This window comes from Mesorhizobium sp. M7A.F.Ca.US.010.02.1.1, assembly GCF_004023085.1.
Taxonomy (GTDB): Bacteria; Pseudomonadota; Alphaproteobacteria; order Rhizobiales; family Rhizobiaceae; genus Mesorhizobium.
In genome coordinates, this window is sequence record NZ_RZRV01000001.1 from 13,482 (window position 1) to 27,708 (window position 14,227).

Below are 14,227 nucleotides of genomic sequence, written 5' to 3' on the forward strand. Positions count from 1 at the left end.
CAGGGAGGAACCGACGATGAGCTACTACAACAGACTGGTGAAATCGGGCTTGCGGCCCAGCCGTCGAAGCGTGCTGAAGGGGATTGGAGCCGGCGTTGCCGCCAGCACGCTGGGCATGCCGGCCTATGTGCGCGCCGCGACGGCGGGGAAGATCAAGCTGGGCTACCTCAGCCCCACGACCGGTCCGCTCGCCCTCTTCGGCGAAACGGATGGCTACACCTTGCAGAAGATCCGCGCTCTGCTCGGCGGCCAGCTGCAGTGCGCCGACGGCAATACTTACGAGATCGAGATCCTCGATCGCGACAGCCAGTCCAATCCGAACAAGGCATCGGAAATCGCCGGCAACCTCATCCTGAACGACGAGGTGCATCTGCTCGTCCCGGCGTCGACCACCGACACGATCCTGCCCGCCGCCGAGCAGGCCGAGCTCTATGAGACCCCTTGCATTTCCTCCGGCGCTCCCTGGCAAGCGGTGATCATGCCGCGCGGCGGCGGCAAGCAGACCTTCGACTGGACCTATCATTTCTTCTGGGGCCTCGACGAGGCGCTGAACACCTTCGTCGGACTCTGGAACCATCTGGAGACCAACAAGAAGGTCGGGATGCTGTTTCCCCAGAACATCGACGGCGAGACCTGGGGCAACGACGAATATGGCCTGCCGGCGCCGACCCGCAAGGCCGGCTACGAGGTCGTGGTGCCCGGTTATTTCCAGCCGCGCACCAATGATTTCTCCGCGCAGATCGCCGAGTTCAAGAAGCAGGGCTGCGAGATCATCGGCGGCATCACCTATCCCGACGATCTGAAGACGTTCGTCACCCAGTGCAACCAGCAGGGCTTCAAGCCGAAGGCGGTCACGGTGGCGGCGGCGCTCCTGTTCCCGGGCGGTGTCGAGGCGATGGGGCCGCTTGGCAACGGCATGTCCTCGGAGGTCTGGTGGACCCCGGCCTTCCCGTTCAAGTCGTCGCTGACCGGGCAGATCAGCAGCGACATCGCCAGCCAATGGGAGGCCGATTCGAAGCGCCAGTGGACGCAGCCGCTGGGCTATTCGCATGCCTTGCTCGAGGTCGCGCTCGACATCCTGAAGCGCTCTTCCAATCCGCTCGACCGTGCGGCCAATCGTGACGCTCTGGTCGCTACCGATCTGCAGACGCTGGTCGGTCATATCAAGTTCGACGGCTCGCCCCACAAGAACATCTGCAAGACGCCGATCTTCGGCGGCCAGTGGGTGAAGGGTGAGAAATGGCCTTATGACCTGAAGATCGTCGACAACACGGTCAATCAGCTCTTCGCGCCGCAGCAGGCTATCCAGCCGATCGCCTGGTGACATGAGCGGGAACGCGGGCAGAGTTATGGGTAGGGAAATCCTGCTGAAAGCGCACGGCGTGTCGAAGTCCTTCGGCGCTGTCCGCGTCCTGCATGACGTGAGTTTCGACGTGCATAGGGGCGAGGTCCTGGGCATCCTAGGCCCGAATGGCGCGGGCAAAACGACGCTGTTCAACATGATCAGCGGCGATTTGAAGACGTCCGGCGGCGAGATCCAGCTCGGCGACACCGCGCTTCGCGGCGAGCCGCCCTTCCGGCGTTGCCAGATGGGGATCGGGCGGACCTATCAGATCCCGCGTCCCTATTCCGGCATGACCACCTTCGAAAACCTGCTGGTCGCCGCCGCTTTCGGCGGCGGCCGGTCCGAGAAGCAGAGCTATGCTTTCTGCGCCCAGGTCCTGCGCGATTGCGAGCTCTCCGACAAGGCCAATGTCTCGGCCGGCGCTCTCACTCTGCTCGATCGCAAGCGGCTGGAGTTGGCGCGCGCGCTGGCGTCGGATCCGAAGCTGCTGCTGCTGGACGAGATCGCGGGTGGGCTGACCGACGATGAATCGAAGGCGCTGGTAGCGCTGGTGCGCCGCATCCGCGACCGTGGCATCACCATCGTGTGGATCGAGCATGTGTTGCACGCGCTACTGGCGGTGGCCGACCGGTTGTTGGTGCTGAACTTCGGCGAGAAGATCGCTGAAGGCGTGCCTGCCGAAGTGATTGCGCTGCTCGAGGTCCAACGCGTCTACATGGGGATCGAGGCATGACGGCCGTTCTTTCCACCCACGGGCTATTGGCCCGCTATGGCGATTTCCAGGCGCTCTACGGCGTCGACATCGAGCTGCACCAGGGTGAGGCCGTGGCCTTGATCGGCGCCAACGGGGCAGGAAAATCTACACTCCTGCGTTCGATCATGGGCCTGCTCCCGGTCCGGCGCGAGATGGTGCTGCTGCACGGGGAGGCCGTTGGCGGCACCACCACCGACCGCATGGTGCAGAAGGGTGTCGCCATCGTGCCGGAGGGCCGCCGGCTCTTCACCGGCATGTCGGTCGAGGACAATCTGCGCGTCGCCATCGACCAGGCCGCGCGCATAGGCGCCAAGGGCGGATGGACGCTGCCGCGGTTGCATCAGCTGTTCCCGATCCTCAAGGAGAAGGCCCGCACGCAGGTCCAGAGCCTCTCGGGCGGGCAGCAACAGATGGTGGCGATCGGCCGCGCGCTGCTCTGCCAGCCGCGCGTGCTGCTCTGCGACGAGATCAGCCTTGGTCTTGCGCCGAAGGTGATCCGCGAGATCTATGCCGCCTTGCCCGAAATCCGCGCCACGGGAACGGCGATGATCGTGGTCGAACAGGATGTCGGCCTCGCCCGGTCCGCCTCGGACCGCCTCTACTGCATGCTCGAGGGGCGCGTGACCCTGACCGGCAGGTCCGCCGAAATCACGCGCGAACAAATCGGCAAAGCCTATTTTGGAGCAGGCCATGGAGTGGTTTGACGCCTTGGTGCAAGGGATCCTGCTGGGCGGCATGTATGCCCAGTATGCGCTCGGCATGGCGTTGATGTTCGGCGTCATGCGGATCGTCAACATCAGCCATGGCGATCTTGTGATCCTTTTGTCGCTGATTGGCATCTCGATCGCCACGGCCTGGGGTCTGGGGCCGCTGCCTGTGCTGATCGTACTGGTGCCGCTCGCGGTGCTGATGGGCTGGGTGCTGCAGAAGGCCGTGCTGAACCGGGTGGTAGGGAGCGATCCGCTGCCCTCGCTGATCGCGACCTTCGGACTGTCGATCGCGCTGCAGAACCTGATGCTGCAGATATGGTCCGCGAACAGCCGATCGTTGCCCGGCCATGGAATAGAGAGTCAATCCATCGAGATCGGCGGTATCTATGTCGGCCTCCTGCCGCTGATCGTGCTGGCCGTCGCCACGGGATTGACAGGAGGCCTCGACCTGACGCTAAAGCGCACGCGCTTCGGCCGCGCGCTCCGCGCCGCGTCGGCCGATGTCGAGGCGGCGGCGATGACCGGCATCAACCCGCGCGCCGTCTATGCGATGGCGACAGCGGCGGCGGTCGGCATCCTCGGCTTTGCCGCCGTCTTCCAGGCGTTGCGGTCGACCGTTGCGCCGGCCGATGGACCTGCCCAGCTGATCTACGCGTTCGAAGCGGTGATCATCGGCGGCATGGGTACGGTATGGGGCGCCTTCGCCGGCTCGATGGTGCTCGGCATCTCGCAGGCCATCGGCTTCCGCATCGATCCGGGCTTCGGCGTGCTTGCCGGACATATCGTCTTCCTGATCGTGCTGGCGACCCGTCCACAGGGCCTGTTCGGAAAGGCATTGTCATGAGCGCAATCCCCTATGCTGCAACCGAAGTGCCCGAGGTCCTGGTCCAGCGCCAGACCCGGTCGGGTCGGATCGCGATGACGCTGGCGGTGCTGGTGCTGATTGGGGTCGCTATCATGCCGTGGTGGGCGTCGACCGGCACGATCCGATCGGTTCTGGTGCTGTGCTGCTATATCGCCGTCGCGCAGATGTGGAACCTGCTCGCCGGCTATGCCGGCCTCGTCTCGGTGGGCCAGCACGCGTTCATGGGGGCGGCCGGCTATGCGCTTTTCGTGTTGGCGCAGACTTACGGCATCAATCCGTTTCTGGCGGTCTTCCTTTCGCTCCTGGTGCCGGCCGCGCTGGCCGTGCCGATCTACCTGCTGCTGCATCGCCTGGATGGCCCCTATTTTTCGATCGGCACATGGGTGGTGGCCGAGGTATTCCGGCTGGCCGCCTCGAATCTCCCGCTCGTCAATTCCGGCGCGGGGATGTCGCTTCGCGTGATGAAGGACTATTCGGCCTTCGAGCGGAATGTCGCCATGTCGCTGCTCTGCGCGGGGATGCTGCTCGTCACGCTGGGCGGCAGCTATTGGCTGCTTCGCTCGCGCTTCGGCCTTGCGCTGATCGCCATGCGCGACAATCCGGTCGCGGCCGCGAGCCAGGGCGTGAATGTCGTCAAGCTGCGCTTCCTGATCTACGTCGCGTCGGCGGTCGGCTGCGGCCTTGCGGGCGCCATCTATTTCATGGCGCAACTGCGCATCACCCCGGGTTCGGCCTTTGATCCGATGTGGGCGAACGTCGCGATCTTCATCGTCATGGTCGGCGGGATAGGGTCCATCGAGGGCGTTCTGATCGGATCCCTGATTTTCTTCATCGCGGACCGCTGGTTCGGTGAATACGGCGCGAGCTATTTCGTCGTCCTCGGCCTGATGACGCTGCTGGTGGCGCTCTACGCCCGCACCGGCATCTGGGGCCTGATCTCGAAACGGTGGGATGCGCCATGGTTCCCGATCCGACGCAGGCTCGTCGATCCGAACCGCTGAGAGGGAGGGTTTTTATGAAAGCAGCCATCTTCGATACGGTCGGCAGTCCGCTGCGGATCGGCACGGTGCCGGATCCGACGCCGGCGCCGGATGAGGTCGTCTTGCGCATCGCAGCCTGCGGCATCTGCGGCAGCGACCTGCATATCACCGAGGATCCGGTGCCTTTCGGCATCGGTGGAGGTTTCGTTCTTGGCCATGAATTCGCCGGCGACATCATCGCGCTGGGATCACGGGTGGCGAGCCTTCGGATCGGTGAGCGTGTGGCCGTCGTGCCGATGCACGGCTGCGGGCACTGCCAGGCCTGCAGGCGCGGCGATCCAGGCCGCTGTCCCGACATGGTGCTGATTGGTGGCGGCTATGCGCAATACGCGGCCGTCGCCGCGCGCCAGTGCCATGTCTTGCCCGACGACGTTGCGCTGGAGGATGGCGCGCTGGCCGAACCGCTCTCGGTCGCGCTGCATTGCATCATCCGCTCGGGTATGAAACCGGGAGACCGGGTCGCCATCCTGGGCGCCGGGCCGATCGGCCTGCTCGTCGCCTTCTGGGCGCGGCGGCTGGGAGCGTCGTGTGTGGTCGTGGCCGATATCCACAGCCATCAGCGTGACCGTGCGCTTGCGCTTGGCGCGACCGGTTTCGCGCTATCGGGCAACAGGCTGGCGGAGAACCTTGCCGATCTCTGCGGCGGTGCAACCGATATCGTCTTCGAATGCGTCGGCAAGCGCGGCCTCATCGACGCAGCGGTCAAGGCGGTCCGGTTGCAGGGCACGGTGGTCGGCGTCGGCCTGTGTATCGGCGGCGACGAATGGGATCCGTTCGTCGCGCTGACCAAGGAAGTGAACCTGCTCTTCTCGGTCTTCTTCCATCAGCGCAACGAATTCGGCGTCGCCCTCGATGCGCTGCGCGGCGGACCTTTCGCACCGCAGGCGCTGATCACCGATCGGATCGACCTCTCGCCGGTTCCGCAGATATTCGAGAGCCTTCGCCGCCGCACCACGCAATGCAAAGTGCTGATCCAGCCGGACCTTGTTTGAGGAGAGTGAATATGGCCGTTCAATTCGATACGCTCGAATACGATGTCGGTGGCACGAAAACGGTGGTGAAGGCCATCGGTCAGGGCAAGCCCGTGCTGTTCCTGCACGGCGCCTCGACGCTTGAAAGTTTCGACTTCGCCGAAGGCCTCGCCGACCGTTTCCGCGTGCTTTGCGCGAGCCATCCGGGCTTCGGCTTTTCGGGCGCTGCGCCGCATGTGACCGGGATGTCCGACATGGTTCTGCACTACCTGAACCTGCTCGATGTTCTGAACCTGCCGGAGAAGCCTCATCTCATCGGCTTTTCCATGGGCGGCTGGATGGCGACGGAGCTCGCCGGCCTTGCGCGCGAGCGTTTCGACAAGGTGGTGCTGATCGCGCCGGCAGGGCTCAACGACCCCGCGCATCCGGCCACCGATCTGGGCGCGGTCGCGCCGCAGGAGCTGCCGGCCTATCTGGCGCATGACGTCTCGGTGGCGCTGCGCTATTTCCCGGACGGCTCGGATCCCGCCTTTGCGGAGGCCTTCGGCGCCGATCGCGCCCGCGAAGGAGAGACGCTCGGCCGGTTGCTGGCGCCGTTCGGCATGGGCCATCCGAACCTGCGGCGCTTCCTGGCGCGCATCGCCAATCCGACGCTGGTCGTCTGGGGCACCAGGGACCGTCTGCTGCCAGCTGGCCAGGCGCCGCTCTTCGTCGAAGCCCTGCCCGACGCACGCCTGATCCTGGTCGAGGATGCCGGCCATTTCGTCATGCTGGAGAAACCCGAAACACTCAGGAAGATCGGCGATTTCCTCGCCGGCTGACCGCATTTGAAAAGGAGGAGAAGACAATGAACAAACCCATCAAGCACGGCTCGTGGGGGACGACCACCGACTATCGCGACTTGCTCAGCAAGATCGCGGAGATCGGGCCGGCCCTGGAAGCCAACGCCACCACCGATGAGGAGAATGGCGAACTGACTGCGGCCACGTTCGAGCTGCTGAAGCCGCTGCGCATGTCGCATATCTTCGCCGCGGAGAGCCTCGGCGGTGCGCAGCTGCGACCCACCCAGGGTCTCGAACTGCTGGCGGCGATCACCTGGCACTCCGGGGCGGCTGGTTGGGTTTCCATGGTGCATTGCTGCATCGGTGCGATGTCGGCTGCCTTTCTGCCGGACAGCGCAGTCGAGCGGCTTTTCGCGCCGGGCACCGAAAACCGGTTCTCGGGGCAGGGCGCGCCGCTCGGTATGCTGAAGAAAGTCGATGGCGGCTACCGGCTGAATGGCAAGTGGAGCTATGGCAGCGGCTTCAGCCACGCCACCTACAGCCACAGTGCCGCCTTTGTCGACGACGGCACCGGCAAGCCCGCCAAGGACGAGAAGGGCAACTTGATCATCATGTGCGCCCATGCCCCGATCTCTCAGCACAAGCAGCTCGGCAATTGGGACGTTCTGGGCCTCGGTGGCACCGGCAGCATCGACTATGCGGCCGAGGACGTCTTCATCGCCGACGATCTCGTTTTCCCGATCCTGACCGCACCGCCGCTGCGTCAGAAGGAGTTCTTCAGTCTCGGTGTCGTCGGCCTCGCCGCCATCGGGCATACCGGTTGGGCTCTCGGCACTGGGCGGCGGATGCTGGACGAGATCGCCAAGTTCGCCCGCACGAAGTCAGGCCGCGCTGGGCTGATCGGCGAGAGCGAGAAGTTCTGGCACGACTATGGCCGCGCCGAAGCCCGCTATCGCGCTGCCCGCGCCTTTGTCTTCGAAGTCTGGCGCGACATCGAGGCGACGGTCGAAGCCGGCAACAGCGTATCGACGCGGCAGATCAGCCTTGTCCACCTGGCCAAATCCGAGATTCACGAGGTTGGCGTCGATATCTGCAACTTCGCCTACCGCGCCGGCGGCGGCGCGTCGCTGCGTGCCGGCGTGATCCAGCGCACCTTCCGCGAGATGATGGTGGCGGCCAACCATTTCACGATCGCGCCGTCGATCGTCACCTCGGCCGGTCGCGACATCGGCGGCCTGTGGAGCGATCGCACCTGGCAGTTCTACGACCTGATCGAGAAGAAGTAGCCCGCAAGGGCCGGACGGCGGACGCCGTCCGGCCCTTATTCACGCTGCAGAAGAGAGACGTCGATGAGCTTCCCGCATCCGATGACCAACGCCTTCCGCGAAGCCTTTCGCCACCATCCGGCCGGTGTTGCCGTGATCACGGCCGATCCCGGCGACAGGCCGGTGGCAATGACCGTATCCTCGCTGATCTCGGTAAGTGCTGCGCCGCCGGTCGTCGCTTTCTCGCTGTCGATGAAATCGACTTCGTCAGAGCCCTTGCTACGGGCCGAGACCATGGTGATCCACCTGCTGCGCTTCACCGATATCGACCTGGCGCAGCTCTGCGCGTCGAGCGGCGCGGAACGTTTCCCGCCGGGAGGCGCCTGGGCGCGGCTGCCTACGGGCGAACCCCGCTATACCGGCGTTTCGACCTGGTTCCGCGCCCGTCGGCTCGGCATCCTGCCGATCGAGGGCGCGACGCTGGTCGCGGCCGAACTCCTTGACGGCGAGGTGCAGCCGGACGAGGTCCCCCCGGAGGCGCATTCGCTTGTTTATCTCGACCGTCGCTGGCATCGCCTGCACAAGGAACTGGACGGGGTGGCTGAGCTTCTTGAGTCGTCGCGTTTTCTTTGAACGGCGCCGAAGCGCGGGTTGTCCGGTCGTTGCGCACGGGACTTGCAAAGCCAGTCGAAGCGCGTTCGGCGTCAGTCGTACCGCGCTCCCTGGCTCGCCGCGCAGGGTTGAGGGTCATCCGGCCAGTTGGGCATTGGCCGGAACTTCGTCCCGCATCGGATGCGGTACGAGTGGATGGCAATTTTTGTCGCAGATGACGTCAGACTTTTCCGCAAAAATATCTCACATGTTGACGTTAACTTAACATGCTATTATGGTCTGTTTACCGCGTCGGATGCGTCGCTTTTGTATCACCGTTGCTCGTTGATTGTCGTCATGACTGTCCTCCCTATCCCAACCTGCAGGTTTGCCTTGCAGCGCCCTTCACCAGTTGCTGAAAGCGGCGGCGCCCATGCCCAGTTTGCTCGGAATCGATAACGGTCTCACGGTCACCAAGGCGGTGATCTTTGATGCCGATGGCACGCAGTTGTCGGTGTCGCGTCGGCGGGTTCCGCAATTGATGCCCCATGCGCGCTGGGTGGAGCGCGACATGGCAAGGCTATGGCAAGCCACCGCCGATGCCATCCGCGAAGCGATCGCATTGTGCGGCCGGCCCGCCAACGATATCAAGGCGGTGGCGGCGACCGCACACGGCGATGGTCTCTATTTGCTCGACAAGGATCGCCGGCCGCTAGGCCCCGGTATCCTGTCGCTTGACAGCCGCGCCGGCGAGATTGTCGAACAATGGTCGGCGGACGGGGTCTTCCAAAATGCGTTGGCGCGCACCGGACAGGCGCCGCACGTTTCGGCTCCGTCGGCGCTGCTGGCCTGGATCAGGAAGAACCAACCCGACCGCTATGGCCGCATCGGGCATATACTGGCCTGCAAGGACTGGCTGCGCTTTTGCCTGACCGGCACGATCGGCACCGACCGTACCGAGGCCAGCACCTCATTCACGGATTTCCGCACGCAGGATTACGCGCTGGAAGCGATGCGCATCTTCGAACTGGACGATCTTTTCGACGCGCTGCCGCCGATGGCGCATTCGGCCGAGATCGCCGGCCACGTTACCGCCGAGGCCGCCGACATGACCGGCCTTGCCAAGGGGACACCGGTCGCGAGCGGCCTGCATGACGTAACTGGCTCCGCACTTGGCATGGGCGGCCATGAGGAGGGCGTGCTCGCCATTGTCGCCGGGACCTATTCCATCAACGAAGTAGTCTCTTCGCAACCGCGCGTCGATCCGCGTTGGCTCTGTCGCAACGCCATCGACGCCGGCCGCTGGAACAACATGGCGATATCGCCGGCCTCGACCGCGAACTACGATTGGTTTCTCGACACGTTCTGCCGCTCGGAACAGGAGAGGGCATCGGTCGGTGGTGGCTCGATCCACGAGTTTCTGGCAGGCGAGATCGACGCGGCGCTGAAAAAGCGGTCGACCATCCTGTTTCATCCCTATCTGTTCGGCTCCCCCTTTGGCGATGTCGCCAGCGCCAGCTTTGTCGGCCTTCACGGCTGGCACGATCGCGGCGATATGCTCAAGGCGGTCCTGGAGGGCATTGCTTTCAATCATCGTACCCATGTCGAAGCCTTGCGCGACGGCTTTGCTATCAGCGAGATCCGCCTGACCGGCGGCGGCTCGCGCAATCCGGCCTTCGTCCAGATGTTTGCCGATGTGCTGAACGCCCCGGTCATCGTCACCTCGACCGACGAGGCCGCGGCCTTTGGCGCTGCCCTTTGCGCGGGTGCCGCGGTTGGCATCTTCGCGACGCCGCAACAGGGCGCCAGGCAGGTCGGCATGACGGCACGCCAATACGAGCCGAAGGCGGCCTCAAGTGCTGTGTTCAACGAGCGCTTTTCCCTCTATGGCCGCATAGCCGGTGCGCTCGAACCGCATTGGCCGGAGATCGAGAAGCTGGCGCGGCAAGACACTGGGGGAACCGCATGATCAAGGCCGACGAACGACGCGAAGAGATCGCCGACTATGTGATCAAGCTCGGCCAGGTGCGCATCGACAATCTGGTCGAGCATTTCGGCGTATCGCGCATGACCATCCACCGGCACATCGACCGGCTGGCGCAGCAGGGTGTGCTGCGCAAGCTGCACGGTGCGGTGACGGTTCAGCCGTCCGGCCTCTACGAAAGCGCTTTCCGCTACCGGGTGACGGTCAACCGGGCCGAGAAGGATGCCTTGGCGCGGGCAGCGCTCGATTATGTCGAGGCCGGCCAAGTGGTGATGCTGGACGATTCCTCGACGGCAAACGCCGTCGCGACGCTGTTGCTCGACATCAAGCCGTTGACCGTCATCACCAACTCCGTGGCGACGGCATCACTGCTGACCAATGTCGACGAACTCGACTTCATCTGTCTCGGCGGCCAGTACCACAACACCTACAACGCCTATATCGGCATCGTCTGCGAGAACGCCGTGGCGCAGTTGCGCGCCAATGTGCTGATCTGTTCGGCTTCGGCCATCACCGGAACCACGGCCTTCATCCAGGATCCCAATGTCGTGCGGGTCAAGCAGGCGATGATGGCCGCATCGGTGAAGCGCATCCTTCTGATCGACCATGCCAAGTTCGACAGGATCGCACTGCATGTGTTCGACGATCTGACCAGCTTCGACGTCGTCCTGGCGACCGAAGGCCTGGGCGATGCGCGGGCGCGAGTCCTCGAACGGGCCGGCGTGAAGCTGCGCATCGTCAAGACGAAAGCGCCATGAGCTCAAGCGAAGCAACATTTACGGAAAATCCCGCCGGGCGGTTGGCCGCCATGGCCGGGACGGGCGAGGTCGACGTCGTCATTCTCGGCGCCGGCATCAACGGGGCGGGCCTGTTCCGCGATCTGTGCGCGCAAGGCGTCAGCTGCCTGATCGTCGACAAGAGCGACTTCGGCTCGGGCACCAGCGCCGCGCCGTCGCGGCTCATTCATGGTGGCCTGAAATATCTCGAAACAGGCGAGTTCGGTCTCGTGGCGCAGTCGACGCTCGAACGCAACTTGCTTCTGAAAAACGCACCGCACTATGTCAGTCCGTTGCCGACCGTCATCCCGATCTTCTCCTGGAGCAAAGGCATGCTGGCGGCGCTGCGGACGCTGTTCGGCTCGACCAGCGCGCCGCGCAGCCGCGGCGCCATCCTGATCAAGATCGGCCTGATGATCTATGATTTCTACGGCTCGCGAAACCAGGTCATGCCGCGCCACCGCATGGTCGGGCGGCGCCAGGCGCTCAGCAAGATGCCGGCGCTCAACCCCTCGATCGTCGCCACCGGCACCTATTACGACGCCAAGATAAGCCATCCCGAAAGGCTGGTGCTCGAACTGATCCTCGATGGGCTGCAGGCAAATACGGCCTCGGCCAGCGCGAACTACACGGCGCTGGCGAAGTCCGCCGATGGCGTGCTGACCTTCCAGCCGAAAAAAAACGGCGCGGCCTTTTCGGTGCGGCCGAAGCTGGTGGTCAATGCCGCCGGTCCATGGATCGACGATGTCAACGATTTGCTAGGCGCGCCGTCGAAGATGATCGGCGGTACCAAGGGCTCGCACATCCTGCTGAAGCATGACGAGCTGGTCAAAAGCCTTGCCGGGCGCATGCTCTATTTCGAGGCCGATGACGGCCGCATCTGCCTTGTCTACGACTATCTCGGCCTGGCGCTGGTCGGCTCTACCGACATCAAGGCCGACAATCCCGACGCGGTACGCTGCGAGCCTGACGAAGTGGAGTACCTGCTCGACAGCGTACGCACGCTGCTGCCGGGGATGGCGTTCGAACGCGACCAGATCGTCTATGCCTATAGCGGCATCCGGCCGCTGCCGGCCTCGGATGCATCGGTGCCCGGCTTAATCAGCCGTGACCACTCGGCGCCAGTCGCCGAGCCGGATGGGAACAGACCTTTCGCAGTCATCTCGCTGATCGGCGGCAAGTGGACGACCTTTCGCGGCTTCGCCGAGGAAGTCGCCGACACCGTGCTCGGCCGCCTGCAGCGCAGCCGCAAGGTGACGACGCAGGCCATGCCGATCGGCGGCGGCAGGGATTTCCCGGCCGATGCCGCAGCGCGAGCAAGTTGGCTGGCTCTGGCTCACTCGGAAACGGGCGCTGGAGGACGGCGTCTCGAGGCGCTGCTGTCGCGATATGGCACCAGAGCCACGCAGATCGCCACGCATGGGTCGGGTGATGAGGGTCGGCTGCCGGATTCAGAAAGCTACAGCAAATCGGAAATCGACTACATCGTCCGCACCGAGTTCGTCGAACATCTGGCCGATATCGTCATGCGCCGCAGCACCCTGGCGATATCAGGGTCACTGACGGGCCGGGATCTGCAGGAGATTGCGACGATTGCCGGACGGGCGCTGGGCTGGAGCGCCGGGCGCCTCGCAGAGGAAGTCGAGGCCGCCGCCCTGGAACTCGAGGACCGGAACCTGATGCGGCTGGGCTGATCATTCCGTCGCCGATGCTCTTTCCCAAGGCAATCCGGTCGGTTTGCCTAAGGATGCGCCGCATCCCCAATCGCTCAACTCACAGGCGGGTTGGGATTTTGCGATATTAGATATTATTATTGAGAAACAGTTAGTTAGCAAAAAATTGGATAGCCGATGGCTGTGCAATTCTACTGGCTCAGACACGAAATAACACAGATTGACGTTAAATTAACATAGCCGTATGATCAAGTGACATGCTCACCTCCTAATAGGTCGATGTTGCCCGCCGAAATGCCGGCAGACCGGCGTTTCGGGAAGGGCGAGAACTGTGAATTCCCCGTATGTGCATGCGCCAAATCCGGCGAGGGATTGACAGCGATGCAGGGATGTGAAAATTTTTGCACACAAAGATAATAATATCATCCTGGGGAGGAGATGGCTTGAAATCCGGCGGAACCGCTAACCGCGACCATGAGTCCAGCCTCGCCACGCGCGCGGCCTGGCTTCACTATGCCGGGGGGCTCACACAGGCCCAGGTGGCCAAGCGGCTCGGCCTGACCAGCCTCAAGGCGCATCGGCTCATCACCCGGGCCACCCAGGATGGCCTTGTCAGGGTAATCATCGACGGCGATGTCGGCGAATGCATCGACCTCGAGCAGCAGCTGATCAATGCTTACGGGCTGGATTACTGCGAGGTCGTTCCTGATCTCGATCAGGACGAGCTGCCGCTGAAGGCCCTTGGCATCGCCGGCGCTCAGTTTCTGAAGCGGGAGATCGATCGCGGCGAGGACATGCTGATCGGCGTCGGCCATGGCCGTACCCTTGCCGCAAGCGTCGAGTATCTGACGCGCACCGCCGCTGCCCATATCCGTTTCGTCTCGCTGCTTGGCGGCGTGACGCGCAAATTCGCGGCCAACCCGCACGATGTCATGCATCGGCTGGCCGAGCGGACCGGCGCGCAGGCCTATGTGATGCCGGTGCCTTTCGTCGCCAACACCGCCGAGGACCGTGAAGTGCTGCTTGGCCAGCGCGGCATCAGCGATGTCTTCGACCTCGCAAGCCGGTCCGACCTGATGTTCGTCGGCATAGGCACCGCCGAACGGGAAGCCTCGCTGGTCGCTACCGCCATGATCGAACATTCCGAAATCGATGAGGTCAAACGGGATGGCGGCGTCGGCGAGCTGCTCGCCCACTTCTTCGACGACAAGGGACGCCCGGTGGAAACGGCGCTGTCGGACAGAATCCTGGCGCTTCCGCGGGACCAGTTGAAGGGCCGTCGGATCGTCGCAGTCGCCGGCGGCAAGGTGAAAATACGCGCCATCAAGGCGGTGCTCGAAAGCCGCTATCTGAGCGGGCTGATCACTGACGAGTCCACCGCCCGTGCCCTTGTCGAACAGAACAAACCCAATGGTGCGAAGCGCCATGTGAACGGAGGATCGTCAAATGCGTGACAAGCGCGGATCAGCCT

General features: G+C 63.9%; 13 protein-coding genes. All 13 read left to right on the plus strand.

Features of this window, described 5'->3' with window-relative positions:
* Positions 1–16 precede the first annotated feature (16 nt).
* The 13 genes from EOA19_RS00070 (at position 17) to EOA19_RS00130 (ending at position 14,210) form a co-directional block, all read left to right on the plus strand.
* Entirely contained in the window at positions 17–1,324 is a 1,308-nt protein-coding gene (locus EOA19_RS00070) for an ABC transporter substrate-binding protein (protein WP_128302308.1), read from the plus strand.
* Between the two features lie 25 nt (positions 1,325–1,349).
* Positions 1,350–2,078, plus strand: coding sequence for an ABC transporter ATP-binding protein (locus EOA19_RS00075; protein ID WP_128302309.1), 729 nt, complete (start codon positions 1,350–1,352; stop codon positions 2,076–2,078).
* Complete coding sequence (locus EOA19_RS00080; RefSeq protein ID WP_128302310.1) at positions 2,075–2,803, plus strand: ABC transporter ATP-binding protein; 729 nt, start codon at positions 2,075–2,077, stop codon at positions 2,801–2,803. The genes EOA19_RS00075 and EOA19_RS00080 overlap by 4 nt, the downstream gene beginning before the upstream one ends.
* Positions 2,790–3,653 (plus strand): branched-chain amino acid ABC transporter permease, encoded by an 864-nt coding sequence (locus EOA19_RS00085; RefSeq protein WP_128302311.1) that lies wholly within the window; start codon positions 2,790–2,792, stop codon positions 3,651–3,653. Before EOA19_RS00080 ends, EOA19_RS00085 begins: the two co-directional genes overlap by 14 nt.
* On the plus strand, positions 3,650–4,675 hold the full coding sequence (locus EOA19_RS00090) for a branched-chain amino acid ABC transporter permease (protein WP_128302312.1): 1,026 nt from the start codon (positions 3,650–3,652) through the stop codon (positions 4,673–4,675). Before EOA19_RS00085 ends, EOA19_RS00090 begins: the two co-directional genes overlap by 4 nt.
* A gap of 14 nt (positions 4,676–4,689) precedes the next feature.
* Positions 4,690–5,706, plus strand: coding sequence for an alcohol dehydrogenase catalytic domain-containing protein (locus tag EOA19_RS00095; RefSeq protein WP_128302313.1), 1,017 nt, complete (start codon positions 4,690–4,692; stop codon positions 5,704–5,706).
* Positions 5,707–5,717: 11 nt separating this feature from the next.
* Positions 5,718–6,506 carry an alpha/beta hydrolase gene (locus tag EOA19_RS00100; protein WP_128302314.1) on the plus strand — a complete coding sequence of 263 codons (789 nt, stop codon included), beginning with the start codon at positions 5,718–5,720 and terminating at the stop codon, positions 6,504–6,506.
* A gap of 26 nt (positions 6,507–6,532) precedes the next feature.
* Positions 6,533–7,753 (plus strand): acyl-CoA dehydrogenase family protein, encoded by a 1,221-nt coding sequence (locus tag EOA19_RS00105; protein ID WP_128302315.1) that lies wholly within the window; start codon positions 6,533–6,535, stop codon positions 7,751–7,753.
* An 81-nt stretch (positions 7,754–7,834) separates the two neighbouring features.
* Complete coding sequence (locus EOA19_RS00110) at positions 7,835–8,365, plus strand: flavin reductase family protein (protein WP_245455829.1); 531 nt, start codon at positions 7,835–7,837, stop codon at positions 8,363–8,365.
* A 391-nt stretch (positions 8,366–8,756) separates the two neighbouring features.
* Entirely contained in the window at positions 8,757–10,292 is a 1,536-nt protein-coding gene (locus tag EOA19_RS00115) for an FGGY-family carbohydrate kinase (protein WP_128302316.1), read from the plus strand.
* A complete protein-coding gene (locus tag EOA19_RS00120; protein ID WP_128302317.1) occupies positions 10,289–11,065 on the plus strand; it encodes a DeoR/GlpR family DNA-binding transcription regulator in 777 nt (258 codons plus the stop codon). Before EOA19_RS00115 ends, EOA19_RS00120 begins: the two co-directional genes overlap by 4 nt.
* Positions 11,066–11,115: 50 nt before the next feature.
* Entirely contained in the window at positions 11,116–12,777 is a 1,662-nt protein-coding gene (locus EOA19_RS00125; protein ID WP_164892814.1) for a glycerol-3-phosphate dehydrogenase/oxidase, read from the plus strand.
* 422 nt (positions 12,778–13,199) lie between these two features.
* Complete coding sequence (locus tag EOA19_RS00130; protein ID WP_128302319.1) at positions 13,200–14,210, plus strand: sugar-binding transcriptional regulator; 1,011 nt, start codon at positions 13,200–13,202, stop codon at positions 14,208–14,210.
* Positions 14,211–14,227 lie beyond the last annotated feature (17 nt).

Coding starts and splice junctions, on each gene's coding strand:
- EOA19_RS00105 (WP_128302315.1), top strand. CDS start 6,533: ATGAACAAACCCATCAAGCACGGCTCGTGGGGGACGACCACCGACTAT.
- EOA19_RS00100 (WP_128302314.1), top strand. CDS start 5,718: ATGGCCGTTCAATTCGATACGCTCGAATACGATGTCGGTGGCACGAAA.
- EOA19_RS00115 (WP_128302316.1), top strand. CDS start 8,757: ATGCCCAGTTTGCTCGGAATCGATAACGGTCTCACGGTCACCAAGGCG.
- EOA19_RS00095 (WP_128302313.1), top strand. CDS start 4,690: ATGAAAGCAGCCATCTTCGATACGGTCGGCAGTCCGCTGCGGATCGGC.
- EOA19_RS00085 (WP_128302311.1), top strand. CDS start 2,790: ATGGAGTGGTTTGACGCCTTGGTGCAAGGGATCCTGCTGGGCGGCATG.
- EOA19_RS00090 (WP_128302312.1), top strand. CDS start 3,650: ATGAGCGCAATCCCCTATGCTGCAACCGAAGTGCCCGAGGTCCTGGTC.
- EOA19_RS00125 (WP_164892814.1), top strand. CDS start 11,116: ATGGCCGGGACGGGCGAGGTCGACGTCGTCATTCTCGGCGCCGGCATC.
- EOA19_RS00070 (WP_128302308.1), top strand. CDS start 17: ATGAGCTACTACAACAGACTGGTGAAATCGGGCTTGCGGCCCAGCCGT.
- EOA19_RS00075 (WP_128302309.1), top strand. CDS start 1,350: ATGGGTAGGGAAATCCTGCTGAAAGCGCACGGCGTGTCGAAGTCCTTC.
- EOA19_RS00120 (WP_128302317.1), top strand. CDS start 10,289: ATGATCAAGGCCGACGAACGACGCGAAGAGATCGCCGACTATGTGATC.
- EOA19_RS00110 (WP_245455829.1), top strand. CDS start 7,835: ATGACCAACGCCTTCCGCGAAGCCTTTCGCCACCATCCGGCCGGTGTT.
- EOA19_RS00080 (WP_128302310.1), top strand. CDS start 2,075: ATGACGGCCGTTCTTTCCACCCACGGGCTATTGGCCCGCTATGGCGAT.